General features: G+C 67.4%; 25 protein-coding genes. 14 read left to right on the top strand and 11 right to left on the bottom strand.

What is annotated here, in order from left to right; all coding sequences use genetic code 11:
* Positions 1–36: 36 nt before the first annotated feature.
* Positions 37–1,209 carry an MFS transporter gene (locus FYM52_RS13940; RefSeq protein WP_154164526.1) on the top strand — a complete coding sequence of 391 codons (1,173 nt, stop codon included), beginning with the start codon at positions 37–39 and terminating at the stop codon, positions 1,207–1,209.
* A 102-nt stretch (positions 1,210–1,311) separates the two neighbouring features.
* Here the strand turns inward: FYM52_RS13940 and FYM52_RS13935 are convergent, their stop codons facing one another.
* The gene (locus FYM52_RS13935; protein WP_154164525.1) at positions 1,312–1,692 is read right to left on the bottom strand and encodes a RidA family protein; all 381 of its coding nucleotides are present in this window, start codon (positions 1,690–1,692) and stop codon (positions 1,312–1,314) included.
* A 334-nt stretch (positions 1,693–2,026) separates the two neighbouring features.
* Here FYM52_RS13935 and FYM52_RS13930 point away from each other — a divergent pair, with 334 nt between their 5' ends.
* A complete protein-coding gene (locus FYM52_RS13930; RefSeq protein WP_154164524.1) occupies positions 2,027–2,701 on the top strand; it encodes a hypothetical protein in 675 nt (224 codons plus the stop codon).
* Between the two features lie 455 nt (positions 2,702–3,156).
* Here FYM52_RS13930 and parC read toward each other — a convergent pair whose 3' ends face one another.
* The 3 genes from parC to FYM52_RS13915 form a co-directional block, all read right to left on the bottom strand.
* Positions 3,157–5,508: a DNA topoisomerase IV subunit A gene (gene parC / locus FYM52_RS13925; protein WP_154164523.1), complete on the bottom strand. Its 2,352-nt coding sequence runs from the start codon at positions 5,506–5,508 to the stop codon at positions 3,157–3,159.
* 104 nt (positions 5,509–5,612) lie between these two features.
* On the bottom strand, positions 5,613–6,503 hold the full coding sequence (locus FYM52_RS13920; RefSeq protein ID WP_238826217.1) for a lytic transglycosylase domain-containing protein: 891 nt from the start codon (positions 6,501–6,503) through the stop codon (positions 5,613–5,615).
* A 45-nt stretch (positions 6,504–6,548) separates the two neighbouring features.
* The gene (locus FYM52_RS13915; RefSeq protein ID WP_154164522.1) at positions 6,549–8,528 is read right to left on the bottom strand and encodes a DNA topoisomerase IV subunit B; all 1,980 of its coding nucleotides are present in this window, start codon (positions 8,526–8,528) and stop codon (positions 6,549–6,551) included.
* Between the two features lie 207 nt (positions 8,529–8,735).
* On the opposite strand from FYM52_RS13915, the gene FYM52_RS13910 reads away from it, so the two are divergent.
* The 7 genes from FYM52_RS13910 (at position 8,736) to bamC (ending at position 16,008) form a co-directional block, all read left to right on the top strand.
* Positions 8,736–9,929: an MFS transporter gene (locus tag FYM52_RS13910; RefSeq protein WP_154164531.1), complete on the top strand. Its 1,194-nt coding sequence runs from the start codon at positions 8,736–8,738 to the stop codon at positions 9,927–9,929.
* A 10-nt stretch (positions 9,930–9,939) separates the two neighbouring features.
* Positions 9,940–10,101 (top strand): hypothetical protein, encoded by a 162-nt coding sequence (locus FYM52_RS18735; RefSeq protein WP_162858926.1) that lies wholly within the window; start codon positions 9,940–9,942, stop codon positions 10,099–10,101.
* Between the two features lie 42 nt (positions 10,102–10,143).
* Positions 10,144–10,956, top strand: coding sequence for an SDR family oxidoreductase (locus FYM52_RS13905; RefSeq protein WP_162524732.1), 813 nt, complete (start codon positions 10,144–10,146; stop codon positions 10,954–10,956).
* Positions 10,957–10,988: 32 nt separating this feature from the next.
* Positions 10,989–11,549 (top strand): bifunctional 2-polyprenyl-6-hydroxyphenol methylase/3-demethylubiquinol 3-O-methyltransferase UbiG, encoded by a 561-nt coding sequence (locus FYM52_RS13900; protein ID WP_154164521.1) that lies wholly within the window; start codon positions 10,989–10,991, stop codon positions 11,547–11,549.
* Between the two features lie 38 nt (positions 11,550–11,587).
* Complete coding sequence (locus FYM52_RS13895) at positions 11,588–13,702, top strand: hypothetical protein (RefSeq protein WP_154164520.1); 2,115 nt, start codon at positions 11,588–11,590, stop codon at positions 13,700–13,702.
* 250 nt (positions 13,703–13,952) lie between these two features.
* The gene (gene dapA, locus FYM52_RS13890) at positions 13,953–14,849 is read left to right on the top strand and encodes a 4-hydroxy-tetrahydrodipicolinate synthase (RefSeq protein ID WP_043379481.1); all 897 of its coding nucleotides are present in this window, start codon (positions 13,953–13,955) and stop codon (positions 14,847–14,849) included.
* Positions 14,850–14,898: 49 nt separating this feature from the next.
* The gene (gene bamC / locus FYM52_RS13885) at positions 14,899–16,008 is read left to right on the top strand and encodes an outer membrane protein assembly factor BamC (protein WP_042415552.1); all 1,110 of its coding nucleotides are present in this window, start codon (positions 14,899–14,901) and stop codon (positions 16,006–16,008) included.
* Positions 16,009–16,184: 176 nt separating this feature from the next.
* On the opposite strand, the gene FYM52_RS13880 is transcribed toward bamC, so the two are convergent.
* Complete coding sequence (locus tag FYM52_RS13880) at positions 16,185–16,463, bottom strand: hypothetical protein (RefSeq protein ID WP_081770617.1); 279 nt, start codon at positions 16,461–16,463, stop codon at positions 16,185–16,187.
* Positions 16,464–16,623: 160 nt separating this feature from the next.
* On the bottom strand, positions 16,624–17,751 hold the full coding sequence (locus tag FYM52_RS13875; RefSeq protein WP_042415408.1) for a cupin domain-containing protein: 1,128 nt from the start codon (positions 17,749–17,751) through the stop codon (positions 16,624–16,626).
* A gap of 211 nt (positions 17,752–17,962) precedes the next feature.
* On the opposite strand from FYM52_RS13875, the gene FYM52_RS13870 reads away from it, so the two are divergent.
* Positions 17,963–19,414 carry an aldehyde dehydrogenase gene (locus tag FYM52_RS13870; protein WP_154164518.1) on the top strand — a complete coding sequence of 484 codons (1,452 nt, stop codon included), beginning with the start codon at positions 17,963–17,965 and terminating at the stop codon, positions 19,412–19,414.
* A gap of 159 nt (positions 19,415–19,573) precedes the next feature.
* Complete coding sequence (locus FYM52_RS13865; RefSeq protein WP_045266375.1) at positions 19,574–20,098, top strand: peptidylprolyl isomerase; 525 nt, start codon at positions 19,574–19,576, stop codon at positions 20,096–20,098.
* Between the two features lie 5 nt (positions 20,099–20,103).
* On the opposite strand, the gene FYM52_RS13860 is transcribed toward FYM52_RS13865, so the two are convergent.
* Positions 20,104–21,474: a ferric reductase-like transmembrane domain-containing protein gene (locus FYM52_RS13860; protein ID WP_154164517.1), complete on the bottom strand. Its 1,371-nt coding sequence runs from the start codon at positions 21,472–21,474 to the stop codon at positions 20,104–20,106.
* 59 nt (positions 21,475–21,533) lie between these two features.
* Positions 21,534–21,869: a PepSY domain-containing protein gene (locus tag FYM52_RS13855; protein WP_051519357.1), complete on the bottom strand. Its 336-nt coding sequence runs from the start codon at positions 21,867–21,869 to the stop codon at positions 21,534–21,536.
* 163 nt (positions 21,870–22,032) lie between these two features.
* Between FYM52_RS13855 and FYM52_RS13850 the strand changes: the two genes are divergently transcribed.
* The 3 genes from FYM52_RS13850 (at position 22,033) to FYM52_RS13840 (ending at position 24,490) form a co-directional block, all read left to right on the top strand.
* Positions 22,033–22,392: a PepSY domain-containing protein gene (locus tag FYM52_RS13850; RefSeq protein ID WP_154164516.1), complete on the top strand. Its 360-nt coding sequence runs from the start codon at positions 22,033–22,035 to the stop codon at positions 22,390–22,392.
* Positions 22,392–23,063 (top strand): response regulator transcription factor, encoded by a 672-nt coding sequence (locus tag FYM52_RS13845; protein ID WP_154164515.1) that lies wholly within the window; start codon positions 22,392–22,394, stop codon positions 23,061–23,063. Before FYM52_RS13850 ends, FYM52_RS13845 begins: the two co-directional genes overlap by 1 nt.
* Positions 23,064–23,134: 71 nt before the next feature.
* The gene (locus tag FYM52_RS13840) at positions 23,135–24,490 is read left to right on the top strand and encodes a sensor histidine kinase (protein ID WP_154164529.1); all 1,356 of its coding nucleotides are present in this window, start codon (positions 23,135–23,137) and stop codon (positions 24,488–24,490) included.
* A 204-nt stretch (positions 24,491–24,694) separates the two neighbouring features.
* Here FYM52_RS13840 and FYM52_RS13835 read toward each other — a convergent pair whose 3' ends face one another.
* The 3 genes from FYM52_RS13835 to FYM52_RS13825 form a co-directional block, all read right to left on the bottom strand.
* Entirely contained in the window at positions 24,695–25,234 is a 540-nt protein-coding gene (locus tag FYM52_RS13835; protein WP_154164514.1) for a glycine zipper 2TM domain-containing protein, read from the bottom strand.
* A 281-nt stretch (positions 25,235–25,515) separates the two neighbouring features.
* Positions 25,516–25,965 carry a dUTP diphosphatase gene (gene dut / locus FYM52_RS13830; protein ID WP_042415387.1) on the bottom strand — a complete coding sequence of 150 codons (450 nt, stop codon included), beginning with the start codon at positions 25,963–25,965 and terminating at the stop codon, positions 25,516–25,518.
* Between the two features lie 104 nt (positions 25,966–26,069).
* Complete coding sequence (locus tag FYM52_RS13825) at positions 26,070–26,594, bottom strand: hypothetical protein (RefSeq protein ID WP_154164513.1); 525 nt, start codon at positions 26,592–26,594, stop codon at positions 26,070–26,072.
* Between the last annotated feature and the right edge of the window lie 16 nt (positions 26,595–26,610).

Genomic DNA, 26,610 nt, shown 5'->3' with positions numbered 1-26,610 from the left:
CGGCTACCATGCGGTCACCGCTTGCCCGCACCCGCCATGGCCCCGCCCTCCCAACGCCGCGTCGTCCTCACCCTCGGTCTGGCCCAGACCCTGGCCTGGGCCTCCACCTACTACCTGCCTGCCATGCTGGCCGCCCCCATGGCGGCCGATCTGGGGCTGGCCACGCCCACGGTGTTTGCCGCCTTTTCCCTTGCGCTGGGGGTGGCCGCCCTGGTGGGGCCGCGCGTCGGCCAGGCCATGGACCGCTGGGGCGGGCGCGCCATCCTGGCGGCCACCAGCGTGCTGTTTGCCGCCAGCCTGGTGGCCCTGGGCCATGCGCAGGGCCTGTGGTCGCTGCTGCTGGCCTGGTGCGGCCTGGGCCTGGGCATTGCCAGCGGCCTGTACGAAGCAGCCTTTGCCACCGTGGTGCGCCTGTACGGGCAGCAGGCGCGCACGGCCATCACCGGCATCACCTTGCTGGCCGGCTTTGCCAGCACCGTCGGCTGGCCGCTGACGCACTGGATGCAGCTGCACTTGGGCTGGCGCAGCACCTGCTGGGTCTGGGCCGGCGTGCACCTGGTCCTCTGCCTGCCGCTGTACCTGTCCCTGCCCAGCGACCGGCAGGCGCCCACGCCCGCACCGGCACCCACGGCGGGGCCTGACGGCGCACAGCGCCCCCGGCTCGATCTGCGCACGGGCCTGCTGGCCCTGGTGTTTGCGGCCTCGGGCTTCATCAGCAGCGCCATGGCCGCGCACCTGCCGGCACTGCTGCAGGCCTGTGGCATCGCGGCCGGGCTGGCCCTGACAGTGGGCATGCTGATGGGACCGGCCCAGGTGGCCGCGCGCCTGCTGGAGTTCAGCCTACTGCGCCACCTGCCGCCGCTGGTCAACGCCCGGCTGGCGACCGTGCTGCACCCCGTGGGCGCCGCCCTGCTGTTGCTGCTGGGCCCCCCCGGGGCGCTGCTGTTTGGCGTGCTGCACGGCGCGGGCAACGGCATGCTGACGATTGCCCGGGGCACGCTGCCGCTGCAACTGTTCGGGCCCCAGGGCTACGGCCACCGCCAGGGCCTGCTGCAAGGCCCGGCGCGCGTGGCCCAGGCACTGGCCCCGTGGCTGTTTGGCGTGGCGCTGGCGCAGTGGCAGGGCCAAGCGCTGTGGTTGTCGGCCGCGCTGGGCCTGCTGTCCGTGACTGCCCTGCTGGTGCTGTCGCGCCGCATGGCCAAGGACTGAGGGCCTCGCCCCCACTGCGCACTGCCGGCGCCGCCAGGGCTTTCAAATCCATAGCTGGTCGCGCTTGCTGGGCCTGCGCGCAAGCCCGTTTTTATGCCGAACTCAGTCTGCGGCGATTTGCGCAGCGGTGACGATGACCTCGATGCGGTAGTCCGGGTTGATGGCCGGCGCAATCACCGTCGCACGCGGCGGCGTGTGGCCGGGCACGATCCAGGCGTCCCACACCGCGTTCATCGCTGCAATGTCCTGCGCCTCGCGGATGAAGATCTGGCACATCAGGATGTGGGCCTTGCTGCTGCCGGCCTCGGTCAGCAGGCGCTCCACGTGGCCCAGCACCTCCTCGGTCTGCACGCGCATGTCGGCGCCGGGGCTGTGCTCGGGGATCTGCCCCGCCAGATAGACGGTGCCGTGGTGGATGGCGATTTCAGACAGGCGGGCGCCCACATGGTGGCGGGTGACGGGGCCGGAGGTGGAAATGGTCATGGTGCAAAAACAGCATTGAAGCCAAAAACCCGAGGGTAAAACGCTTTCACCCGGTTCTGGATCAGTAGAAGGGTTTTGACATGTTTTTGCCACTTGACGCAGGTGCCACCAGAGCAGGCAGCTATGGTTTCCTACACCCCCACCCTAGCGGGAGACTCGCTTCTGCCCAAAGCCCTGCTCTCAGCCTGCAGGCCAGGCGGTTAAAAAACCAGAGCCTTTTGCCCCAACTCAAGCCCCTGCCTTTCTCCAGGCAACGCGCCACAACGCACACATTCTGTGGGCACACCGCCGCCTACACTTTGCGGCAGCACCACAAGACCGAGGAAGCTTGCCCATGCCCCGCCAAGGCATCCATATCCGCGACAATGACCTGGAAGTGCTGCGCCCCGTGCTGCAGGCCTGGATCGACGGTACCCAGCGCTACGTCAACCTGTTCCAAGGCGACGACCTGCCCTATTGGTACAACGAACGCGCTAACGTGGGCATGCTCAGCGCCGCTGCGTGGCAGGCAGGCATGGTGGCACTGGAAGAATTCCAGAGTCTGAAATATGCGGTCCCCAGCCTCGACGCCACGTCCACCCCAGACAACAGCCCCGCGTTGAACCCCCACCGCAAGGGCCGCTGCGACCTGTACTTGGCGAATGCGACCGAAGAGTTCTACATCGAGGCCAAGGTCACCTACCCGCGCCTGAACAACACCGCCACCTGCTTCCAGCTGGGCCTGGAACGCGTCGCCGACGACGGGCGTAACGTGGCCGACTACGGCTACCACTTGGCGGCTCTGTTTTGTGCCCCCTGCGCACCCGGCGAAGCCACGAACCTTCAGGACGAGATCGACCACCACCTGGAATGCGCCCAGGCCCTGCCCATGGACGCCCACGCCTGGATAGCTCCTTCGTTGGCCCACCATGCCCTCAGCCACAACGGCTACCGCTATCCCGTCGTGTCCCTGTTTTTGCAGGTGCTGCAAAAACCGGCCCGCCCCAACTGGGCGTTGACCATGGCCTGACGACTCGCCATGCGGCACTGCGGAAAACCGCTTCACATCGCTGGCAGCGCTGATGTTGCGCGATCAAGTCAAAAATCAATTTTTGATTCAAATAACGCGAGAGGGAGAAAACGGAGACGTCACCCTCACGCCAGCCACAAGGTTGGTGTGCCTCATTGCAGTACTTCATGCTTACTGCGGCTGTATGAGCGGAGCGTTGCACGCGTGCAGCGAGTTCCCCCGGACCAGCCCGCTGCAAGCAGCGTCTTTTCTTTCCCCGGTTTCTTTTGACGAAGCAAGAGAAATCGGTTCGTCGCTGGGCGACTACCGGTCTCTGTAAGCAGGGCACGAGCTGTCGCTCGCAAGCAGCACAACACCCAAAGCAAAAAGGCTGTCAACTCCGCAAAGAGTTAACAGCCTTTTCAGCCTCCAGCGCTGATCCAACAAGCGCCTCCAGCTATCCAATTAGCAGATCCTCACTCCGCCCGGAAAATCCCCGTGGGTTTGAACGTCCACCCCGTGGTCTTGCCCTTGGCGCCGCGCTTGCCCAGTGCGGCATTCAGCGAGCGGATCTCCAGCGATTCCTCCCGTTCCTTGCCGCCGCGGCCCACGCCGGTGATGCGCACGGAGCGGGTGTAGGCAGCGGCGCCGACCAGGGCGTCCTGGTCCTCGACCTTCATCAGCTGCAGGCCGCGCCCGCCGGTCATGAGCTTGAGTTCGGACAGGGCATAGGTCAGCACGTTGCCGCTGGCCGTCAGGCAGGCGACGTGGGTGGCATCGGGCAGTTCCACGCTGCCGTTGGTGCCGCCGATGACGGAGGGCTGGCACAGGGTTTCGCCGTCCTGGATGGTGACAAAGCCCTTGCCGCCCTTGTTGCGGGCGCACATGGACTCGACCTTGGCGATGAAGCCATAGCCGCCGCTGCCGCTGATCAGCAGTTGCGCGCTGACCGGGCCGGCGAAGTAGCTGGCGATTTTGCTGCCGGCTTCCAGGTCGATCAGGGTGTTGATGGGCTGGCCATCGCCACGCCCGCCCGGCAGGGTGGCCACGGGCACGCTGTAGACGCGGCCGTTGGTGCCGAAGACGATGAGCTGGTCCACGGTGCGGCATTCAAAGGTGCCCCACAGCTGGTCGCCGGCCTTGAAGCTGAAGTTGCCGGCCTCGTGGCCGTGGCCCTTGTGGGTGCGCACCCAGCCCTTGTCCGAGACGATGACGGTGACGGGTTCGTCCGGCACCTTGATCTCGGCGGTGACCTTCTTCTCTTCCTGGATCAGGGTGCGGCGCTCGTCGGCAAAGGTCTTGGCGTCGGCCTCGATCTCCTTGACCATCAGGCGCTGCAGGCTCTTGGGGTTGGCCAGGATGTCCTGCAGCTTGCCTTCGTCCTCGCGCAGCTCGTTCAGTTCCTTTTCGATCTTGATGGCTTCCAGCCGCGCCAACTGGCGCAGGCGGATTTCGAGGATGTCCTCGGCCTGGCGGTCGCTGAGGTCAAAGCGGGCGATCAGTGCGGCCTTGGGCTCGTCGCTCTCGCGGATGATGGCGATCACCTCGTCGATGTTGAGCAGCACGATCTGCCGCCCTTCGAGGATGTGGATGCGGGCCTGCACCTTCTCCAGCCGGTGCGTGGAGCGGCGGGTGATGGTGGTCTGGCGAAACTCCACCCACTCCTGCAGCATCTGGCGCAGCGATTTCTGCACCGGACGGCCGTCCAGGCCGATCATGGTGAGGTTGATGCTGGCGTTGCTCTCCAGGCTGGTGTGGGCCAGCAAGGTGGTGATCAGGTCCTGCTGCGGGGTCTTGCCGGTCTTGGGCTCGATCACCAGGCGCACGGGGGCGTCCTTGCTAGACTCGTCGCGCACGCCGTCCAGCACGGACAGCACAGTGGCCTTGAGCTGCTGCTGCTCCTGCGTCAGCGCTTTTTTGCCGGTCTTGACCTTGGGATTGGAAAGTTCCTCGATCTCTTCCAGGATCTTCTGCGCCGACACGCCGGGCGGCAGCTCGTTGACCACCATCTGCCACTGGCCGCGCGCCAGCTCCTCAATACTCCAGCGCGCACGCACCTTGAGGCTGCCGCGCCCGGTGCTGTAGGCGTTGCGGATGTCCTGCTCGCTGCTGATGATCTGGCCGCCACCGGGGTAGTCGGGGCCGGGGATCAGGGCGTACAGCTCGTCGTCCGACAGGCCGGGCTGCTTGAGCAGGGCCACGCAGGCGCTGGCCACTTCGCGCAGGTTGTGGCTGGGGATTTCCGTGGCCAGGCCCACGGCAATGCCGCTGGCGCCGTTGAGCAGGGCAAACGGCAGGCGCGCGGGCAGCTGGCTGGGCTCCTGCGTGCTGCCGTCGTAGTTGGGCACGAAGTCGACCGTGCCCTCGTCGATTTCGTCGAGCAGCAGCGTGGTGATCTTGGACAGGCGCGCCTCGGTGTAGCGCATGGCGGCGGCGCCGTCACCGTCGCGGCTGCCGAAATTGCCCTGGCCGTCGATCAGCGGGTAGCGCTGGTTGAAGTCCTGGGCCATGCGCACCAGGGCGTCGTAGGCGGACTGGTCGCCGTGCGGGTGGAAGCGGCCCAGCACATCGCCCACCACGCGGGCGGATTTGACGGGCTTGGCGGCGGTGTTGTTGTTGGGGCCGGAATAGCTCAGGCCCATGCGCTCCATCGCATACAGGATGCGGCGCTGCACGGGCTTCATGCCGTCGGCCACGTCGGGCAGGGCACGGCCCTTGACCACGCTCAGCGCGTATTCCAGGTAGGCGCGCTGGGCGTACTGGCCCAGTTCCAGGGCATCACCCGAAGCCTGGGTGGAGAGGTCCAACAATGGGGTGTGTTCGCTCATGGTTTCTTCGTTGTGGCTGCGGGCACTCGGCATCTCCTCCAATGCCGGGGCCCTGCATCTGAATCAGGGACGTGGGTGCGGGCGGTGCGCAACGCGGCGCCGCATCACCGGACGGTGCGCCCTCGGCGGGCCGGCAGGCTGCTGCGCAGGCGCGCGCTGCGGGCCACGCTGCACACCTGCTGGGCAGGCATGTTGCACAGGGTGGAGACGCTGTCGCCGCCCCAGCGGGGCTGCAGGCTCTGGTAGAGGGTCATCACGGTTTTCACGTAATTTTGTGTTTCTTGGTAGGGCGGAATCCGGTTGCCGTAGCGCTGCACAGCCCCCTCCCCGGCGTTGTAGGCGGCCACCACCAGGTCGGTGCGGCCCGGGAACAGGGTCTGCAGGTGGCGCAGGTAGCGCGCGCCCAGCGGCACGTTGATGGCGGGGTCCTTGAGCTTTTGCTCCAGCGAGCGCTTCTTGTCGCCCTCCACGCCAAAGCGCAGGGCCGTGTCCGGAATGACCTGCATCAGCCCGATGGCCCCCTTGGGCGAGACCGCCTGGGCGTTGAAGCCCGACTCCGCCGTGGCGATGGCCTTGAGCAATTGCTCGTCCACGCCATGCTGGTCGGCGGCGGCACGCAGCTGGCCGGCATGGCGCTGGTAGCCGCTGCTTTCGGCAAAGTAGCGCGCGGCGGCTTCGGGGTCGGTGTGCGTCGCTTCGGCCAGGGCACTGGCGGCCGCGCGCACGTCGACAAACAGCGGGCCGTCACCCGGGGGCAGCGGGCTGATGGAGAAACGGTGGTAGCGCTCGTCCACCTGCTCGGTGGCGTAGTGCAGCTCGCCCTGGAGGTCGACGAAAAACCAGGTGTCCCCTGCGGACGGCGCCGAGGTCTGGACCTGGGCCTGCACGCTGGCCACCATGCCCAGGCTGGCCAGCGCCAGCTGGCGCAGCGCACAGCGCGCACGCGCCAGGCGGGCGCTGGAGCACAGGGTGGTCGAGGGGGCAGCGTTAGTCATCACTCACATTTAAGCACTGTGCGTGCCGTTGGCAAGCCGGACAAATCAGATATCCACCTCCACCGCGTCGCCGTGCAGCTCCATCAGCTCGCGGCGCGCGGCGGCTTCGCCCTTGCCCATCAGCTGGCCGAAGATGTGGGCCGAAGCGGCCGCATCCAGGCTGCTGACCTGCACCGGCAGCAGGCGGCGGGTGTCGGGGTTGAGCGTGGTTTCCCACAGCTGCTCGGCGTTCATCTCGCCCAGGCCCTTGAAGCGGCTGATCTGGCACTTCTCGCGCGCCACGCCTTCCTTGGCGGCCTTGTCGAGGATGGCGTTCAGTTCGCCATCGTCCAGGGCATAGACCTTGGCGGCGGGCTTCTTGCCACGCGCCGGCACGTCCACGCGGAACAGCGGCGGCAGCGCGATGTGCACATGACCGGCTTCGATCAGCTTGGGGAAGTGCTTGAAGAACAGGGTCAGCAGCAGCACCTGGATGTGCGAGCCGTCCACGTCCGCATCGCTCAGGATGCAGATCTTGCCGTAGCGCAGGCCGGACAGGTCGGGCGTGTCCTCGGGGCCGTGGGGGTCGACGCCGATTGCCACGGAGATGTCGTGCACCTCGTTGTTGGCGAACAGGCGGTCGCGGTCCACCTCCCAGGTGTTGAGCACCTTGCCGCGCAGCGGCAGCACGGCCTGGGTGGCCTTGTCGCGGCCCATCTTGGCCGAGCCACCGGCGGAGTCGCCCTCGACCAGGAACACCTCGTTGTCGGCAATGTCGCGGCTTTCGCAGTCGGTCAGCTTGCCGGGCAGCACGGCCACGCCGGAGCCCTTGCGCTTCTCGACCTTCTGGCCGGCCTTCTGGCGGATTTGCGCGGCCTTGATGGCCAGCTCGGCCAGCTTCTTGCCGAACTCCACATGCGCGTTGAGCCACAGCTCCATCGCGGGCTTCACGAAGCCCGAGACCAGGCGCACGGCATCGCGGCTGTTGAGCTTTTCCTTGACCTGGCCCTGGAACTGCGGGTCCAGCACCTTGGCCGAAAGCACGAAGCTGGCGCGCGCGAACACGTCGTCGGGCATCAGCTTGACGCCCTTGGGCAGCAGGGCATGCAGCTCGATGAAGCTTTTGACGGCCTGGAACAGACCATCGCGCAGGCCGCTTTCGTGCGTGCCGCCAGCGGTGGTGGGAATCAGGTTGACGTAGCTCTCGCGCATGGGCGCGCCCTGCTCGGTGAAGGCCAGGCACCAGGCGGCGCCTTCGCCTTCGCTGAAGGTGTCACTGTGCTTGTCGGCATAGCCTTCGCCTTCGAGCAGCGGGATGACGGCGTCGGCAGTCAGCGTCTGCTCCAGGTAGTCCTTGAGGCCGCCTTTGTACTGCCACTGCTGGACGTCCTTGGTCTTTTCATTCGTCAGCGTGACGCTGACGCCGGGCATGAGCACGGCCTTGGAGCGCAGCAGGTGGACCAGCTCGCCCATGGGCAGGTGGGGGCTGTCGAAGTATTTGGCGTCGGGCCAGACGCGCACCGTGGTGCCCTGCTTGCGGTCGCCGGCCACCATGGCACGGCGGGCCAGGGGTTCGACCACATCGCCACCGGAAAACGCCAGCGTGGCGACTTCGCCGTCGCGGTGCACGGTCACTTCCAGGCGCGTGGCCAGGGCATTAGTCACGGACACGCCCACGCCGTGCAGGCCACCGGAGAAGCTGTAGGCCCCGCCGTTGCCCTTGTCGAACTTGCCGCCGGCGTGCAGGCGGGTGAAGACCAGCTCTACCACGGGGGCTTTTTCCTCGGGGTGCAGGCCAAACGGAATGCCGCGGCCATCGTCTTCCACACTGACAGAACCGTCGGTGTGCAGGGTGAGCTTGATTTTCTTGCCGAAACCGGCCAGCGCTTCGTCGGCGGCGTTGTCGATCACCTCCTGCAGGATGTGCAGGGGGTTGTCGGTGCGGGTGTACATGCCCGGGCGTTGCTTGACGGGCTCCAGGCCCTTGAGCACGCGGATCGAGCCTTCGGAATACGCGGATGCAGAAGTAGAGGGTTTAGCTGCCATGGGGGCGGATTGTAGTTCCGGCCACAGCTCAGTGCTGGATAAATTCACAGTAACCAAGACCAGACTCCGAGTCGCAAAGGCGGCATCGTGCCACCTGATGGCGGGAATATGCAATGCCTATCCCGCAGGTTGCAGCAGGTGGCGAAGCAATTCGCTACATTGCTTTCCATGCAAAACCAATCACAACAATCCATGCAGCGCCTGCCCATGCTCCAGGTGCTGCTGTGCGGGGGCATGGTCGTGACACTGGCCATGGGCATTCGGCATGGCTTCGGTCTGTGGCTGCTGCCCATCACCCAGGAAATGGGCTGGACGCGCGAGAGCTTCTCGCTGGCGATTGCCATCCAGAACCTGTCCTGGGGGGTGTTCGGCATCTTCGTGGGCATGATTGCCGACCGCATCGGCGCCTTCAAGGTGCTGATTGGCGGCGCCATCCTGTACGCGCTGGGGCTGGTGGGCATGGCGCTGTCGCCGACCACGCTGCTGTTCACCCTGACCACGGGGCTGATGATCGGGGCGGCACAGGCCGGCACCACCTATGCCGTGATCTACGGCGTGCTGGGGCGCCAGATTCCGGTGGAACGGCGCAGCTGGGCGATGGGTGTGACGGCCGCGGCCGGCTCGTTCGGCCAGTTCTTCATGGTGCCGGTGGAAGGCACGCTGATTGCCCAGTTCGGCTGGAGCAATGCGCTGCTGATCCTGGCGCTGATGGCGCTGATCATCGCCGTGCTGGCCTTCGGCCTGCGCGAGCCAGGCTTTGGCAAGGGCGCGGTGCTGCACCGCGAGCAGACGGTGGGCCAGGCCCTGAAGGAAGCCTGGACCAACCCCAGCTTCGTGCTGCTGCTGTCGGGCTATTTCGTCTGCGGCTTCCAGGTGATGTTCATCGGCGTGCACATGCCCAGCTACCTCAAGGACTTCGGCATGGCCCCACACGTGGCCAGCATCGGCCTGGCGCTGGTGGGGCTGTTCAACATCTTCGGCACCTACCTGGCGGGCAACCTGGGCCAAAAGTACCCCATGCGCAAGCGCTACGTGCTGTCGGGCATCTACGGCCTGCGCTCGGTGGTGACGGTACTGTTCCTGCTGGCGCCGCTGTCGCCGTGGTCGGTCTATTGCTTCACCGCCGCCATGGGCTTTCTGTGGTTGTCCACGGTGCCGCTGACGAATGCCACCATCGCGCAGATCTTTGGCGTGCAGCACCTGTCAATGCTGGGCGGCTTCGTGTTCTTCAGCCACCAGATCGGCAGCTTCATGGGCGTGTGGCTGGGCGGCTACCTGTACGACCAGAACGGCAATTACGACATGGTCTGGTATGTGTCGATCGCACTGGGCATTTTTGCGGCGCTGGTGAACCTGCCCATCCGCGAGGCCAGCCTGGTGCGCCGGCCGGCCTCCGCGTAAGATGGCCGGCATGACAAGCGCCGCCCCCTCCTCCCTGCCCCTGGCGCTGCCCTTGTGGCAGCGCGCACTGATCTGGGCCTGCGTGCTGGCCGTGCTGCTGGGGGTGTTTGCCCTGTACACGCTGCCGGACTTCATGGTCACACTGGCCGGCTATATCTGGGCCTGCTTCTGAGCCTGGGCTCCCCGGCCCAGGGGGTGGGCCGGGAGTCGCCTTGTGCCCTGCTTTGTGATCACCGGTGCCTCGGAGGGCATCGGCGCTGAACTGGCCCGCCAGCTGGCCCACACCCACCAATCCCAAGTCCAACTGGTGCTGGCCGCCCGCACGGCGGCCAACCTGGCCAGCGTGGCCCAGGCCTGCCGCGAGGCCCAGGCCCAGGTGCTGGTGGTCCCCACCGACGTGTCCGACCCTACACAATGCCGCGCCCTGATCGACCAGGCCGTGCAGCAGTTTGGCGGCATCGACACCCTGATCAACAACGCCGGTGTCTCGGCCCATGCCCTGTTCTCAGACGTGCGCAGCGAAGACCTGCACTGGTACGAGAGCGTGATGCGCACCAACTTCTGGGGCAGCGTGTGGTGCACCCACGCGGCCCTGCCCCACTTGCAGGCACGGCGCGGGCGGATTGTGGCAGTGTCATCGCTGGCCGGCCTGGTGGGGGTGCCGGGGCGCACGGCCTACAGCGCCAGCAAGTTTGCGATGAACGGTTTTTTCGAGGCGCTGCGCGCGGAACTCAAGCCCCAGGGCGTCAGTGTCACCCTGGCCTACCCGGGCGTGGTGGACACCCGCATCCGCTACCACGGCTACAACGCCCGCGGGGAGGCCGCGGGCCGCAGCGGCCTGAAGGAAGAAGGTGCGATGCCGGTGGCCGAGTGCGCGCGCCTGATCCTGGCGGGCATGCAGCACCGCCAGCGCGAGGTGGTGATGACCACGCGCGGCAAGCTGGGGCGCTGGCTCAAGCTGCTGGCGCCCGGCGTGGTCGAGCGCATGGCGCTGGCCGCACTGCAGGACGACGTGCAGCCGCACTGAGCCCCGGCCAGGGCCGCGTATATTGGCGGCCTATGACTTGCTCTTCCCACGCGGCGGCCGTGACCGCTGCACCTTCCGCATGGGTCCAACGCTTTGCCCACCTGCTGCCACCTGGCGCACAGGTGCTGGATCTGGCCTGTGGCAGCGGCCGCCACGCCCGCTGGCTGGCCGCCCAGGGCCATGCTGTGACCGGCGTGGACCGCGATGCGCACGCGCTGGCCGCGTTGCCCCCGGAGGTGGACACCCTGGTCGCCGACCTGGAAAACGCCCCCTGGCCCCTGCAGGACCGCCGCTTTGACGCCGTGGTGGTGACGAACTACCTGTGGCGCCCACTGTGGCCGCAGGTGCTGGCCAGCGTCCGGCCCGGTGGGGTGCTGCTGTACGAAACCTTTGCCCAGGGCAACGCTGCCTACGGCAAGCCCTCGCGCCCCGATTTCCTGCTGGCCCCCGGTGAACTGCTGCAGGTCTGCGCTGGCTGGACCGTCGTGGCCTACGAGCACGGTCTGCTGCGCCAGCCCGAGCGCGTGGTGCAGCGCGTGGCCGCCATCGCGCCCGGTCTGACTGCATCGCCCCCCGTGGCGCTGTCCGCCTGATTGTTTGCCGCACTGGCGCCTTTTCCGCAATTGCCCCCATGCCCAATTACGCCCTGCTGCTGGCCCACGACGAACGCCCGACCGCCACCACCCTCTGGCCCACCGAACCCGGCCTCCCCGGTGCGGTCTGCGAGGGCTGGGCCGAATGGTTCAACCACACGCCGCTGCTGTTCAGCCTGCTGATGGGCGATGCACTGCACTTGCCTGAGCGGGTGCCCTGCAGCTTCTATCAAGAGGCGGACAGCCTGTCGGCCCTGGCCGCACCCATGACCCAGGTGCAGGCCCGCTGGGCATGGCTCAAGCACCTGCTGGGCGCCGCGCCCGGCAACTGGCCCGCCGCGCTCGCTCAGCAATGGCAGGCGATTGACCACACCATTACCACCAGCCAGCGCCAATGGCTGCTGCTGGACTGCGCCACGCTGTGCCCGCACGACCTGGGCACCCCCGAATTTGCCGCCTTTCTGCAGGCCCAGCGCGATCAATGCCTTTTATGGGATTGCAGCGCTTCCAGCCTGCCACAACCGCTACACGCTTTGCAGCAGCACCCGGACCACCAGCTGGGCTGGTGGAACCCCGCCGTGGTGGCACGCACCGCCACCATCGAGCGTGCCCACAGCGACGACTGGCCCAGTTGGCTGGCCGACGCCTACGAAGAGCGCTACTACGCGGCATGGGAAGAGGAGATCGACGCCTACGAGGTCATGCCCCGGCTGCACCCGCGCACCGGCCAGCCTTGCCGCACCGAGGACGAGCGCGAGCACTGGCCCGTCGGCCTGGTCACCCCCTATGGCCGCTGGCTGCTGTCGCCGGAGGCCGGCGCCCACAGCGCCTTCGCCAGTGGCGGCTGCATCAACCTGGGCTATCCGCCGCAGACCCCTGGCCAGGATGAACGCTGCGGCATTCAGGATGCAAACGGCCTGTGGCTGGTGCAGCCCGACCTGGGCCACCGCGAAGCCTGGGCGTTGACCCCGCAGCTGATGCAGTCGCGCACCGCGGAGGGCCACTACGCACTGCACCGCCTGCCCGATCTGGCCTTGCTGCACAGCGGTCTGACGGCCATCGACCTGTTCCCCGACGACCAGTTGATCCGTGCCCGCCGCAGCGACGACACCGTGATGGTGCTGGATGCCTCGGGCCAGCCCCTGTTCGACAGCCCCTACGAGCATGTGCTGAACTTCAACCCCAAGAACGGGCTGGCCGTGGCCTTTCAGCGCCAGCGCCCGGGCGACCGCAGCAGCCCCCTGCTTGAAGGCGTGCTGCACCGCAGCGGCACGCTGCGCGTGCCCTGTGCGTTCGCCCAGATCGAGCGGGGCTTCAACGACTCGCCCCCCAAGGTCTTTCCCGGTGGCAAGCTGCTGGCCTACAGCCCCGAAGGCCAGCTCCGCGTGTTCAACACCCAGGGCCAGTTGCTGAGCGCGCCGGACTTGTGGTGTCCGCCGCTGGCCCGTACGGTCAATAAAAACCTGCTGCTGGCCGGCGTTGGCAGCGGGCCCGAGGCCGCCATGGGCTGGTTCTCGCTCAAGGACTTCAGCTTCACCCCCACCGGGGAAACCTGGGGCGATATCACCCAGGCCTTGCGTCGCGGCCTGGAGGGAGACACCGACGTCGAAGTGCGCGTACTGCGCCGCAGCGACCTGGTCGATGCCGAAGACACGGACTGGATGCAGGACGTGGCGCGCACCCTGTGCCTGGGCGATGCCGAGGCAGCCACCGCCCTGGTCGCCACCTGGCGCGCGGCGGTCGCACAGCCGGACCCCGATGACTTTGGCTGGGACACCGAGGACCCGGACTTCGACCCCGACCTGCTGGAGTTGTGCGGCGAGGACAACGATCTGACGCTGTACTGGCAGCACCTGCTGGCCGTGGGGCCACAATTCGCCCGCCTGGACTGGAAGGACGCCGACGGCCTGGCCGGCAGCCGCTGGCTGCCCGGCGCCCACGACTGGCACTGGGACACTAGCACCCAGGGCCACGGCATGGAAGACGGCTTTGACAGCCTGGCGCAGCACCTGGCGCCGCAGCAACTGGCCCTGGTGCGCCTGCGCACCAGCGATGACTCGCTGCGCTTTGTCGTGGTGCGGCAGCCCGATGCCGCGGATCTGCTGGACCGCCTGGCGCAAGCCGCCGTCGATGCCTGGGTGCATGCCGCGTGAGCTGCCGCACACGCCCAGCCCACGGACGGTCCTCCGTGTCAGGGCCCTTGGCCCATGCGCCGCGCTTGGCGGCGGGTGCTCAGGGGGCAAACGCCCCCTGCAAAGGTCGATTGTTTTTCGCCAGGGCGGCAGAGATTTACATCAAAATAGCTAAAAACAGGGGCCCACACGTTGCCTCTGTGTCTGGCCTGTGTTCGCACTCCGAAAGCGGCTGGGTAGAATGCTTTTTTTCCCGTTTCACTTTGCGGACATGACCACTTCTTCCGTCGCCCTGCAGGGCAGCATCGTTGCCCTTGTCACACCCATGCACGCCGACGGTAGCGTCGACTACCCCAGCCTGCGCAAACTGATCGACTGGCACATCGCCGAAGGCACGAATTGCATCGGCGTGGTCGGCACCACGGGCGAGTCCCCCACGGTCAACGTGGAGGAACACTGCGAGATCATTCGCGTGGCCGTCGAGCAGGCGCAAGGCCGCGTGCCCGTGATGGCCGGCTGCGGTGCCAACAGCACCCACGAGGCGATCGAACTGGCCAAGTACGCCAAGAAGGTGGGCGCCGACAGCCAGCTGCAGGTCGTGCCCTACTACAACAAGCCGACCCAGGAAGGCCAGTACCAGCACTTCAAGGCGATTGCCGAAGCCGTGGGCGACCTGCCCATGATGCTGTACAACGTGCCCGGCCGCTCCGGGGCCGACATGCTGCACGACACCGTACTGCGCCTGGCACAGATCGACAGCATCTTCGGTATCAAGGAAGCCACGGGCAACATCGAGCGCGCACAATGGCTGATCCGCGATGTGCCCCAGGGCTTTGGCGTGTACTCGGGCGATGACCCGACCGCTGTGGCCCTGATGCTGTGCGGTGGTCACGGCAACGTGTCGGTCACCGCCAACGTGGCCCCACGCCTGATGAGCGAACTGTGTGCGGCTGCGCTGGCCGGCAACATCCAGCGTGCCATGGAGATCCAGTTCCAGCTCATGCCCCTGCACAAGCACCTGTTCGTGGAAGCCAACCCCATTCCCGTCAAATGGGCCGTGGCGCGCATGGGCCATTGCGGCGGCACGCTGCGCCTGCCCATGACCGAATTGTCGGCCGCCAACCAGCCTGTGGTAGAAACCGCGCTGCGCAACGCCGGTTTGATCTGACCGGTCCTGCCTTTTGCTTTTTGCATCACCCAAGGAATTCCGCGTGAAAGTGACACAACACACCGCCCGTTTGAGCCTGATCGGCTTGGCCGTCGCACTGTCTGCCTGCTCCGTCATTGAAGAGGGCAAGATCGACTACAAGAGCGCCAAGAAGGGCAGCACGCTGGAAGTGCCGCCCGATCTGACCCAGCTCACCAAAGACACCCGCTACACCGCCAGCCCCGACCGCTCGGTCTCGGCCGTGGCGCTGCAGGCCGGTCAGGCCCAGGTGCCGACCGTGGAGCGCGCGGCCCCGCTGCAAGTGGGCGACGTCGAAATCATGCGCGATGGCGACAAGCGCTGGCTGGTCGTAAACCGTCCCGTGGACCAGCTGTGGGAACCCACCCGCGAGTTCTGGCTGGACCATGGTTTCAACCTGGCGCAGGAAAAGTCCGATCTGGGCATCATCGAGACCGAATGGGCCGAGAACCGCGCCAAGCTGCCGCAGGACATCATCCGCTCCACGCTGGGCAAGGTGTTCGACTCCCTGTACTCCACCAGCGAGCGTGACCGCTTCCGCACCCGCCTGGAGCGCCGTGCCGACGGCAAGACCGAGATCTACATCACCCACCGTGGCATGGAAGAGGTCTACAGCAACACCAACAAGGACTCGACCATCTGGCAGCCCCGCCCGGCCGATCCCGAGCTGGAAACCGAATTCCTGCGTCGCCTGATGATCAAGCTGGGCACCAGCGAAGAGCAGTCGCGCGCCCTGGTGGCCTCCAACAAGGCCGTGGCCGCACAGCCCACGGCAGCTGCCCAGATCGCCACCGTCAACGGCCTGCCGGCCCTGCAACTGAGCGAGCCCTTCGACCGTGCCTGGCGCCGTGTGGGCGTGGCCCTGGACCGCACCGGCTTCACCGTGGAAGACCGTGACCGCAGCAAGGGCCTGTACTTTGTGCGCTACGTACCGCCCAGCGCCGACAGCACCGAGAAGAAGAAGGGCTGGTTCAGCGGTTGGTTCAGCAGCAAGCCCGAGAACAAGCCCGGCCAGTACCAGATCGCCGTGCGCACCGCGGGCGAGAAGACCCAGGTCACCGTGCTGGACGCCAAGGGCCAACCCGAAACCACCCAGGCGGCACAGCGCATCGTGCGCGTGATTGCCGACGACCTGAAGTAAGCACCACCGCCGCTGGCCCCCTGGTCAGCGCCACCGACGCCAGTCCTGCGACTGGCGTTTTTTTATGCGCTGCTCACACGCGCATCAAGCCTTACAAGGCGTAAAAAAACCCGCTGCGCACATGCGCAGCGGGTTTTTCATTCACGCCCCAGCGGAAACCCGCTGGAGGGAGCCAATTACTTGGCTTCGATGGCGGACTTGGCAGCGTCGGCAGCAGGAGCAGCAGCGTCAGCGGCAGGAGCGGCTGCGGGAGCAGCAGCGTCAGCAGCAGGAGCAGCGGCTTCAGCAGCGGGAGCAGCGGCTTCAGCGGCGGGAGCAGCAGGTGCTTCAGCGGCAGGAGCGGGAGCTTCCACAGCAGGGGCTGCAGGAGCAGCCACGGGAGCCTCTTCCTTCTTGCCGCAAGCGACCAAAGCAGCAGAAGCGATCACGGTAGCCAAGATGAGAGAGTTTTTCATGTCAATACCTCTAGGGGTGTAAAAAGTTGGGGGCGGCGCAGCAGACTTGCCGCAATTCCTGCCACCAATGCCGATAGCCAGCATTGGCTTCCCCTGCACAACGGTCCAGTTACAAACTTGGTTTACAGCTTTGCGCACTAAATTTGTAACAAGAACCAAATCAGCCTTCGACGCTGTCGGCCCAGCCGGCATCGACCCAGGACGACAGCAGTTCCAGGGCATCGTCGCTGAACTGCTGCACCTCGCGGCGCGACAGCTGGCGCTCATCGGCCAGCTTGCGCATCAGCTGGGCGTCCTTGCCGCCGGCCAGATAGCTTTCGCCGTTGATGAAGATGTGCTTGGCGTCGTACAGCATGCGGGTACGGCGGTTCAGGCGCACGCCTTCGAGCATGCCGAAATCGTCCGCAGGCTCGAACCAGACATTCGGCTTGGGATCGCTCATGTACTCGCCCAGCGCGCGCTCCAGCGCCAGGGGTTCGGCCAGGGCCTTCTTCAGGGCCTCGCGCGCGAAATCGTACAGGTCGGCGGGGATCTCGGCAGGATGTGCCACAGCAGGCTGCTTGGGGTCCTTGTAGACCACGTCCTTGGGGCACTCGTCCGGGGCATCCGACATGCGCAGGAAGATTTCGCGCGCCATCTCGTCCTGCTTGGGCGAGCGGAAGCCGATCGAGTAGGTCATGCACTCGCCCTCGGCGATGCCGTCATGCGCCCACTTCGGGGGCAGGTACAGCATGTCGCCGGGCTCCAGCACGAACTCTTCCTCGGGCTCGAAGTTGGTCAGGATCTTCAACGGCACATCGGGCTGCAGCGAGAAGTCCTTCTGGCGGCCGATGCGCCAGCGGCGCTTGCCATGAGCCTGCAGCAGGAACACATCGTAGTTGTCGAAGTGCGGACCCACGCCACCCTGGTCAGTGGCGAAGCTGATCATCAGGTCGTCCATGCGCGCATCGGGCACAAAGCGGAACTGCTGCAGCAGCGCATGCGCCTGCTCGTTGTGCAGGTCCACGCCTTGCACCAAGGCCGTCCAGCCGGGCTTGCTCAACGCCGGCAGCTTGCGGCGCGGAAACGGACCGTGCGAAAGCTTCCAGGCCCCATCACCCAACTGCTCGATCAGGCGCGCCTCCACGCCCTCTTCGCCCGCCAGCGCCAGCAGCTGTGCACGATTCAGGATGGGCTTGAAACCGGGGATCGCCTGGCGGATCAGCAACGGTTTCTTGTGCCAGTAGGTGCGCATGAATTTCTCGGGCGAGATACCGCCAAGCAGCGCGATGGGAAGTGTGGTGTCCATAGGAAAGAGCGGGCAACGATTCTGTAAAGCAGCCCCTATTGTCTTATGACCGGCCCCGCGGAGCTTGACCCAGCACAGCTCAACCATGCAGGTCCACCTGATAAGGACCGGCGCACCGGTGCCCCACCTGCACCGACCGTCGGGCAGGCGCATGGCTGTAGGCCAGCGCAGACCTTATGCTTGACAGCCTCTCCCGCAAAGGATTTGCCCCATGCTCCAACCCAGCTTGCTGATGGGCGGCCAGGCCGCCACGGCCACCGGCGGCGCCAGCTTTGACCGCCACAACCCACTCGATGGCCAGGTGGCCACGCGCGCACCGGCCGCCACGCCGGACGATGCACGGGCGGCCGTCGATGCCGCAGCCCAGGCCTTTCCCGCCTGGGCTGCCCTCGGCCCGGGGGAGCGCCGTGCCCTGCTGATGCGGGCCTCGCAGGCCCTTGCGGCCAAGGGCGAGGCCATCGCGGCCGCGATGGCGGCGGAAACCGGGGCTTCCGGCCTTTGGGCCGGCTTCAACGTGCATCTGGCGGCCGACATGCTGCTGGAAGCCGCGGCACTGACCACGCAGATCAGCGGACAGATCATCCCCTCCAACATTCCGGGCAACGTAGCCATGGCCGTGCGCCAGCCCGCAGGCGTGGTGCTGGGGATTGCGCCATGGAATGCCCCGGTCATCCTGGCCGTGCGCGCGATTGCCACCCCGCTGGCCTGTGGCAACACCGTGGTGCTCAAGGGCTCGGAGCTGTGCCCCGCCACGCACGGGCTGGTGATTGAAGCCCTGCAGGATGCCAGCCTGCCAGCCGGTGTGGTGAATTTCGTGACCAACGCCCCGGCCGATGCCGCAGCCGTGGTCGAGGCCATGATCGCCCACCCGGCCGTACGCCGCGTCAACTTCACCGGCTCCACGCGCGTGGGCCGCATCATCGGCCAGACTGCGGCCCGGCACCTAAAGCCCGCGATCCTGGAGCTGGGCGGCAAGGCCCCCTTCATCGTACTGGACGATGCCGACATCCCGGCGGCCGTGGCGGGCTGCACCTTTGGCGCCTTTGCCAATTCGGGGCAGATCTGCATGTCGACCGAACGCATCATCGTGGACGAGCAGATCGCCGACGACTTCGTGGCCCGGCTCACGGCCCACGCCCAGGCGCTGCCGCTGGGCGATCCGCGCCAGGGGCCGGTGGTGCTGGGGTCGGTGGTGGACATGCACACCGTGCACCGCGCCAACGCGCTGATCGACGATGCACTAGCCAAGGGTGCCCGGTTGCTGTGCGGCGGCAAGGCCAGCAGCACGCTGATGCCCGCCACGCTGCTGGACCATGTGACGGCCGACATGGACATCTTCCGCGAAGAGACCTTTGCACCGGTCAAGTCCATCGTGCGGGTGCGCGGGGTCGAGCAGGCGATTGCCGTCGCCAATGACAACGAGTTTGGACTGTCCTCGGCCGTCTACGGGCGCGACACGGCCCGCGCCTGGCAGGTTGCGGCACGCCTGGAAACCGGTATCTGCCACATCAACGGCCCGACGGTGCACGACGAAGCCCAGATGCCGTTCGGCGGCGTCAAGGCCTCGGGCTATGGCCGCTTTGGCGGCCAGGCCGGCATCGATGCCTTCACCGACACCCGCTGGATCACCATGCAGACCCGCGAACGCCACTACCCGTTCTGACGGGTGGCCAGCGACTGGCAATGCCCGGCACACAGCCAGACCTGGGCAGCCATGGGAAAATCCCGCCCAGTGCGCCGCCTGCGCGCCCCCCACGGGGTGCTGCGCAGCCGGCCGTTTTCTTTTTTCCTCTGCGGAACTGGCCGCACAAGGCTGCAACTCATGGACATCACCGAACAATGCGTGGTCGCGCTGACCTGGACCCTCAAAGACACCCTGGGCGATGAACTGGACGTGCTGGACGAGCCCGTGGAATTTCTCGTCGGCGGCGACGACCTGCTCAAGCGCATCGAAGAAGCCCTGCAAGGCCACACCGTGGGCGACACGCTGCAGCTGCACCTGGAGCCCGAGGACGCCTTTGGCGACTACATCGACACGCTGATCTTTCTGGAAAAGCGCGAACTCTTCCCCCAGGAACTGGAAGAGGGCATGACCTTTGAAGGCAGCGCCCTGCCGCAGGGCTGCAACCCCGAGGCCCCCAAGGATGCGCTGTACACCGTGACCGAAATCTACCCCGAGCATGTGGTGCTAGACGGCAACCACCCCCTGGCCGGGATTGCCCTGCGCATCGAGATCAAGGTCGAAGCCGTGCGCGAGGCCACGGAAGAAGAAGTTGGCCGCGGCAGCGCGGGCACGGGCTTCTTCCGCATCCAGCCCCAGGCGCCGGGCAGCGACCTGTTGCACTGACCCGGTCAGCGCATCTGGAAAGCCTCCTGGTGCAGGCGCCAGCCACGCTGGCGATCGGCGGCCTGGCGCACCGCCTGCCCCAGTCCGGCGGGCCCGCACAGCCAGATGTCCAGGGCCGTGCCATGCGGCACCAGGTGTTCGGGCCGCAGGCAGTCGCCCTGGGCCGCATCGTGCACCTGCAGGTGCACCGGAGGTTGCGCCTGCTCGCACAGCTGCCGCACCCGGGGTAGCACGGCATCCTGCGCCGCATTGCGGGTGCAGTAGTGCAGGTGCGCCGGTTGCAGCGCATCGGTCTGCGCTGCACCGGGCTGCCGCGCCTCCAGCAAGGCCAGAAACGGCGTCACCCCCACGCCCCCCGCCACCCAGACCTGGGTGCGCGCCTGGGCGCCCTGCCCGTCGAAATGCCCGTATGGCCCTTCGATGCGCACGGTCTGCCCCGGCTGCAGGGCCGCATGCAGGCTGCGCGTGTAGTCGCCCAGCGGCTTGATGACCAAGCGCAGCAGCGGGCGCCCATCGGGGGTGCTGCCGCAACTGCCCGGCGCACTGGCGATGGTGAAGGGGTGTGGCCCCTCCAACCCCTCGAAGCTGGCAAACACGAACTGCCCGGGCTGGTGTCCCTGCCAGGTGGTCGGCATGGCGCATAGCACTTCCAGCGGATCCCGACCGGCCACCGGCCCCAGCAGTTGCACCGCATGCACCTGCCCCCTATGGCTGTTGCGCCCACGGCCGATGCGTCCCGCCAGCGACCACAGGGCGGCGCCGCTGCCGACGCCCAGCAGCACCGCCATCAAGCCCCCCATGGGCAGGCGCCAGAACGACAGTGGCATCAACGCCAGCGTATGGAAGGCCAGCATCAGGTACAGCGCCGGCATCACGCGGTGCAGGCGGCGCCAGGGCCGATAGGGCAGCAGGCGCTGCCACAGCGTCAGGACCACCAAGGCCAGCAGGGTGTAGAAGGCCCACTCCCCCAGGTCCTTGGCGGTGCCGCGCCAATCCACGGCCCAGGCCAGGACGGCGTCGCGTGCCGGGCGCCCGGCGGTCCCCCAGACGTCCTTGATCAGCCCGCTGGATTCCTTGGCCCCCCAGTGCATGACCGCTGCCACGGCGGCGCCGATGCCGGCCCATTTGTGCAGGCGGTAGACCTGGTCCATGCCGCCCAGGGGCCACTCCATCCAGCGCTGGCGCAGCGACAGCAGCATGACCAGCGACATCATGCCGATGCTCCAGACGCCGCTGAGGTACAGCGCCTGCTGGCGCAACTGCCACCAGAACGTGGGCTCCGCCACTCCAGCGCCGCCCACCCAAGGGGCCGCCACCGCCATCCACGCCAGGGTCAGCCCCAGCCACCACGCTCCGAAAGCGATCCGCACACGCATACATCCTCCTTGCTGGTTCCGATGGTACGCAGAGCGACCCCTGGCCGCCCTGCCCGTTCTCAATGCTTGACGCGGCTGCGCAGCACGGCGCCGGTGTTGCCGTCCACGTCCAGCTTCACGCGTTCGCCCTGGGCGTTGCGGGCCTTGACTTCGTAGCGGCCATCGGACCACTCCACCTCGCGCAGATCGCGGTAGCCGGCGGCCTCCAGGCGGTCATACACCTGGCGGATGTTCAGTTGTGGCCCCGGGACGGTGGTCACAGCCTGGGCGGCAGGGGCCGTGGGTGCAGCTGCTGGGGCGGAAGCGGTGGTCTGGGCGATGGCGCCAGCGGCCAGACCCGCCAGCAAGGTGGCGGCGGCGAGACGGCGAACGGTGGCAAACTGCTGTGTGTACATGGTGAAGAACTCCTTGTGGGTGTGATGCAGGACCAGCACCGTGCTGGCCTGAAGTCATTCTTCAAAACCCGGGGTGAATGCATGCTGAAGCACCTGTTCATGTGCCATTCATCCCCCTGCCGGTATAAGTTTGGGGTGTTCACCTGCACGAGGAAGCATTGCCATGGTCACCCGCTCTTCACTGTCCCGCCTTCGCTGGCCCGCGCTGCTGGGCGCCTTTGCGCTGGGTGGCGCGCTGTGGCTGGGCGCCGGCCTGGACCTGCCCCAGGCCCACTCCGACGAAAGCGACCACGAACTGGCGCGCCAGGCGCTGCAACAGGGCAAGGTGCTGCCGCTGCGCACCGTGCTCGACCAGGTGGAGCGCCAGTACCAGGGGCAGGTGCTGAAAGTGGAGTTCGAACACGACAACGGCCGCTTCATCTATGAGATGCGGCTGCTGCACCCGAATGGCCAGTTGAGCAAGCTGAAGGTGGATGCCGTCGACGGCCGCGTGCTCAGCGTGCGCAGAAAGGGGCAGGACTGATGCGCATCCTGGTGGTGGAAGACGAACCCACGCTGTGCACCCAGTTGGCCCAGGCCATCGAGGCCGCCGGCCACACGGTGGAGACCGCCACCGACGGCGCCACTGCACGCTACCTGGGCGAGGTCGAGGATTTCGACGCCGTGGTGCTGGACCTGGGCCTGCCCGTGGTCGACGGCCTGAGCGTGCTGCGCCACTGGCGCGCCCAGGGGCGCAGCATGCCGGTGCTGATCCTGACGGCGCGCAGTGCCTGGCACGAAAAGGTCACCGGCATGGATGCCGGGGCCGACGACTACCTGGCGAAGCCTTTTCACATGGAAGAGCTACTGGCCCGGCTGCGCGCCCTGCTGCGCCGCCTGTCGCCGCACAGCAGCGCCGAATGGCAGTGCGGCAGCATCCGGCTGGACACGCGCCAGGCCACGGTTTCGGTCGATGGCCAGCCGCTGGCGCTGACCAGCCACGAGTTCAAGCTGCTGTCGCTGCTGATGCAGCGCGTGGGCGAGGTGCTGTCGCGCACCGAGCTGTCGGAGCACCTGTACCCGCAGGACAGCGAACGCGACTCCAACACCATCGAAGTCTTCGTGGGCCGTCTGCGCAAGAAGCTGCCGCCCGGCAGCATCGAGACCGTGCGCGGCCTGGGCTACCGCCTGCTGCCCGTGGAAGGTGCGGCGTGAAGCTGCCACGCGCCCTGTCGCTGCGCCATGGCTCGCTGCGCAAGCGCCTGCTGCTGGGCACGCTGGCCTGGATGGCACTGGCGATGGCCGTGGCGGGCTGGGGCCTGCGCGGCCTGTTCCAGGAACACGTCAACCAGCAGTTGCAGGGAGAGCTGGTGCGCCAGCTGGACCAGCTCAGCGCCAGCGTCAACCTGGATGCCGCGCAGCGGGTGGAAGTGCTGCCCATGGCCGGGGATGCACGCCTGAACGCCCCGCTGTCCGGCCTGTACTGGCAGGTGGACCTGCTGCCCGAGCAAGGCCCGGCCCAGCTGGGCGTGCTGCGCTCGCGCTCCCTGTGGGACCAGGTGCTGCCCCTGCCGCGGGACACGGCCTTTCCCGGCACCACGCGCAGCGGCCACGCCGTGCTGCAGTTGCGCGACAGCCAGAACCACCAGCTGGTGGCCGTCAGCCGGCCGCTGCAACTGCCCGAGGCCGAAGCCCCCCTGCTGCGCCTGACCGTGGCGGCCGACCAGGCCCTGGTGGCCGAGCCGGTGCAGCGCTTCACCACCATGCTGCTGGCCGCCCTGGGCACGCTGGCGCTGGGCCTGGTGGTGGCCGTTGCCGTGCAACTGCAGCTGGCCCTGCAACCGCTGGACCTGCTGCGCCAGCGCCTGGCCACGGTGCGCACCGGCGAAGCCACCCAGCTGGATGGTCAGTTCCCCGACGAGCTGCAGCCGCTGATCAACGAGTTCAACCATGTGCTGGCGGCGAATGCCGACATCGTGCAACGCGCCCGCACCCAGGCTGGCAACCTGGCGCATGCGGTGCACACGCCGCTGAGCATCCTGGGCAACGCCGCCGCCCAGAACGACACGCCGCTGGCGCGCCTGGTGCAGGAGCAGGTGGCCACGGCGCAGCGCCAGGTGGACCACCACCTGGCCCGCGCCCGCGCAGCCGCCGCCATCCGCGCCACCGGCCTGCGCACGCCGGTGCAGGGGCCGATGCAGGCCCTGCTGCGCACCATGCAGCGCCTGCACGCGGCGCGCTCGGTGCAGTTTGTGCAGGTGGGCGAGGCCGCACCGGCACTGGCCTTCCGCGGCGAGGCCCAGGACCTGTTCGAGATGCTGGGCAATCTGCTGGACAACGCCGGCAAATGGGCGCGCAGCCAGGTGCAGCTGGGCGTGCAGCGCGACGGCGACTTGCTGTGCTTCACCGTGGACGACGATGGCCCCGGCATTGCCCCCGCCGAGCGCCAGCGCATCTTCGAGCGGGGCGAGCGCCTGGATGAACAGCGCCCCGGCGCCGGCCTGGGCCTGGACATCGTGCGGGAGCTGGCCCAGACCTATGGCGGTTCGGTGCAGGCCGACAGCGCACCCCTGGGCGGGCTGCGCATGCGCCTGTGCCTGCCGGCCGTGGCCACGGAGGCCACACGGCCTGCGTCGCACTGAAGCCAGAAATTTTGGCATGATTTTGGCCGGCAGCGCTTGCTGGCTGTGCGCCAGCAGCTATGGATTCGAGAGTCCATCCCGACACGGATGACAACGCCGCCGGCAGGCCGAAGGTTTTGAGCCTGGGACGCACACAGCCACTGCGCTGGCTGCTCTACATTTTGAAAGGCCGCGGGCCCACAGGTCCGCGCCAGCAGCTCGGGATCAGCGGTAGATCTGGTTGCCGTCCACGCGCACGTTGTCGCCGATGCGGAAAGGCGGTGGGTTGGGGTAGTCAAAGCTGCGCTGGCTGCCGTCCTGCAGCTGCACGGTCACGCGGTAGATGTCGCGCACGCTGCCCCCCATGTTGTTTTGCACCGCATTGCCGGCCAGCGCACCGCCGACCACGCCCGCAATCGTCGCCAGGTCGCGGCCCGTGCCTTTGCCGACCTGGCGCCCCAGCACCCCGCCGACCACACCGCCGACGATCGCCCCACCCGCACCAATGCCGCTGGAATCCTGCACGCGCACGGTCTCGATGTTGGCGATCTGGCCATAGGCCATCTGGCCGTACATGCCGCCGCCCTGCTGGACCGGGTAGCTGGTGGCGGGATAGGCCGGCACCGGGTAGCTGGTCACCGGCTGCGGGGCCGTGGGATAGGCCGTGCGGGGATAGCCATGGCCGGGATAGCCGGCGCAGGCACTCAGCAACAACGCCACGCTGGCGGCAGCGGCAAGACGGGGCCAATGGGAAAGAGGATGCATAAAAACTCCGGGTCACGTGGGCGGGACACGCGGGGCCGCAGAGCGGGCGGCTCGGCCCATGCCGGAGCCCCATGTGTTCGGAGTTTCAACGCAGCCACCCGCAGCCGGGACGACGGCCCTCACACTTGCTCACAAAAGAATGAGCGCTGCCGCTGCGCTCACGCCCGTCTGCCACGGAAGTTTTCCCCGCAGCAGGCCAGCGCCGCCGGGCATTTGGAATGCGGCGTGGAGCCAACGCACCTCGTCCAAAGACCGAGGCCGCTGTGGCGACGCACCAGTGCTTACTGCTTGCCGGTCGAGCCGTAGCCGCCTTCGCCGCGCTCGGACACGGCTTCGAATTCGTCCACCAGGTTGAACGTGGGCTGCACCACGGGCACGACCACCAGCTGGGCCAGGCGGTCCATGGGCTGCAGGGTGAAAGCGGTGGGCGAACGGTTCCAGGCGCTGACCATCAGTTGGCCCTGGTAGTCAGAGTCGATCAGGCCGACCAGATTGCCCAGCACGATGCCGTGCTTGTGACCCAGGCCCGAGCGCGGCAGGATCATGGCGGCGTAGCCCGGGTCCTTCAGGTAGATGGCCATGCCGGTGGGAATCAGCTGCCACTGGCCGGGCTCCAGCGTGATCGGCGCGTCGATGCAGGCGCGCAAATCCAGGCCGGCGCTGCCAGGGGTGGCATAGGCGGGCATGTTCTCGCGCAGGCGCGCATCCAGGATCTTCAGGTCAACGTTCATAGCAAAGGGGTTCGGTGCCGGCCGCCACGGTGGTGGCCCAGGCAAAACAAAGAAGGCACGGATTGTGCCGGGGACGGACCACCGCAGCGGCCCGCGCGGGCATGTCAGGCCGATTCGCTGGCCGAACGAATGCCGCGGCGCACCGCGTTGATGATGGCAAACAGCAGCACCAGCGCCCCCAAGCCGGGCAGGGCCACGCTGAGGACGGCCAGGATCAGCAGCCCCACCACGCGCCCCGGGGTGATCCGGAACCAGGGGCTGCGCGGGCCCGCGGCGGGCGTGGCCGGCTTCGGCGGTGCCTGCCGCGCCGCGCGGGCTGGGCGGTCGCCGGCCTTCTTGGGCGATGCCTGGCCGGCCGGGCTGCGGCTGGCGGCCTGGGCCTGCTGCTGTGCCTGCTGCTGTGCCTGCTTCTGGGCCTGGGCCATGGCGGCCTGGGCCCGCTCGCGCACCCGCGTCAGCACGGAGCCCGGTTGGGCCCCGGGGGACAGCACCTCGCCGGAGAAATCGCTGCGACTGGCCTCCCGCAGCACCCGCCCCAGGCTCTGGTGCAGCGGGCTGGCGCGCAGCAGTTCATCGACGTAGCGCGCATAGTCGCCGCCGCGGGGGCCTTCGTAATTGGACGTTGACATGGGTTTCAGCCTCGCA

This window comes from Comamonas sp. CAH-2, assembly GCF_009668305.1.
Lineage (GTDB): Bacteria > Pseudomonadota > Gammaproteobacteria > Burkholderiales > Burkholderiaceae_C > Comamonas > Comamonas aquatica.
This window is presented reverse-complemented; position numbering and strand designations above follow the sequence as displayed.

What these genes read in the sequence shown, in the direction of transcription:
- FYM52_RS13870 (WP_154164518.1), top strand. Translation starts at nt 17,963, where the DNA reads ATGCTCCAACCCAGCTTGCTGATGGGCGGCCAGGCCGCCACGGCCACC.
- FYM52_RS13835 (WP_154164514.1), bottom strand. Translation starts at nt 25,234, where the DNA reads ATGCATCCTCTTTCCCATTGGCCCCGTCTTGCCGCTGCCGCCAGCGTG.
- FYM52_RS13825 (WP_154164513.1), bottom strand. Translation starts at nt 26,594, where the DNA reads ATGTCAACGTCCAATTACGAAGGCCCCCGCGGCGGCGACTATGCGCGC.
- FYM52_RS13920 (WP_238826217.1), bottom strand. Translation starts at nt 6,503, where the DNA reads ATGACTAACGCTGCCCCCTCGACCACCCTGTGCTCCAGCGCCCGCCTG.
- FYM52_RS18735 (WP_162858926.1), top strand. Translation starts at nt 9,940, where the DNA reads ATGACAAGCGCCGCCCCCTCCTCCCTGCCCCTGGCGCTGCCCTTGTGG.
- FYM52_RS13910 (WP_154164531.1), top strand. Translation starts at nt 8,736, where the DNA reads ATGCTCCAGGTGCTGCTGTGCGGGGGCATGGTCGTGACACTGGCCATG.
- FYM52_RS13855 (WP_051519357.1), bottom strand. Translation starts at nt 21,869, where the DNA reads ATGTACACACAGCAGTTTGCCACCGTTCGCCGTCTCGCCGCCGCCACC.
- FYM52_RS13845 (WP_154164515.1), top strand. Translation starts at nt 22,392, where the DNA reads ATGCGCATCCTGGTGGTGGAAGACGAACCCACGCTGTGCACCCAGTTG.
- FYM52_RS13930 (WP_154164524.1), top strand. Translation starts at nt 2,027, where the DNA reads ATGCCCCGCCAAGGCATCCATATCCGCGACAATGACCTGGAAGTGCTG.
- FYM52_RS13865 (WP_045266375.1), top strand. Translation starts at nt 19,574, where the DNA reads ATGGACATCACCGAACAATGCGTGGTCGCGCTGACCTGGACCCTCAAA.
- FYM52_RS13915 (WP_154164522.1), bottom strand. Translation starts at nt 8,528, where the DNA reads ATGGCAGCTAAACCCTCTACTTCTGCATCCGCGTATTCCGAAGGCTCG.
- FYM52_RS13860 (WP_154164517.1), bottom strand. Translation starts at nt 21,474, where the DNA reads ATGCGTGTGCGGATCGCTTTCGGAGCGTGGTGGCTGGGGCTGACCCTG.
- FYM52_RS13900 (WP_154164521.1), top strand. Translation starts at nt 10,989, where the DNA reads ATGACTTGCTCTTCCCACGCGGCGGCCGTGACCGCTGCACCTTCCGCA.
- FYM52_RS13850 (WP_154164516.1), top strand. Translation starts at nt 22,033, where the DNA reads ATGGTCACCCGCTCTTCACTGTCCCGCCTTCGCTGGCCCGCGCTGCTG.
- FYM52_RS13940 (WP_154164526.1), top strand. Translation starts at nt 37, where the DNA reads ATGGCCCCGCCCTCCCAACGCCGCGTCGTCCTCACCCTCGGTCTGGCC.
- FYM52_RS13875 (WP_042415408.1), bottom strand. Translation starts at nt 17,751, where the DNA reads ATGGACACCACACTTCCCATCGCGCTGCTTGGCGGTATCTCGCCCGAG.
- FYM52_RS13935 (WP_154164525.1), bottom strand. Translation starts at nt 1,692, where the DNA reads ATGACCATTTCCACCTCCGGCCCCGTCACCCGCCACCATGTGGGCGCC.
- FYM52_RS13880 (WP_081770617.1), bottom strand. Translation starts at nt 16,463, where the DNA reads ATGAAAAACTCTCTCATCTTGGCTACCGTGATCGCTTCTGCTGCTTTG.
- parC (WP_154164523.1), bottom strand. Translation starts at nt 5,508, where the DNA reads ATGAGCGAACACACCCCATTGTTGGACCTCTCCACCCAGGCTTCGGGT.
- FYM52_RS13895 (WP_154164520.1), top strand. Translation starts at nt 11,588, where the DNA reads ATGCCCAATTACGCCCTGCTGCTGGCCCACGACGAACGCCCGACCGCC.
- FYM52_RS13840 (WP_154164529.1), top strand. Translation starts at nt 23,135, where the DNA reads ATGGCACTGGCGATGGCCGTGGCGGGCTGGGGCCTGCGCGGCCTGTTC.
- dapA (WP_043379481.1), top strand. Translation starts at nt 13,953, where the DNA reads ATGACCACTTCTTCCGTCGCCCTGCAGGGCAGCATCGTTGCCCTTGTC.
- dut (WP_042415387.1), bottom strand. Translation starts at nt 25,965, where the DNA reads ATGAACGTTGACCTGAAGATCCTGGATGCGCGCCTGCGCGAGAACATG.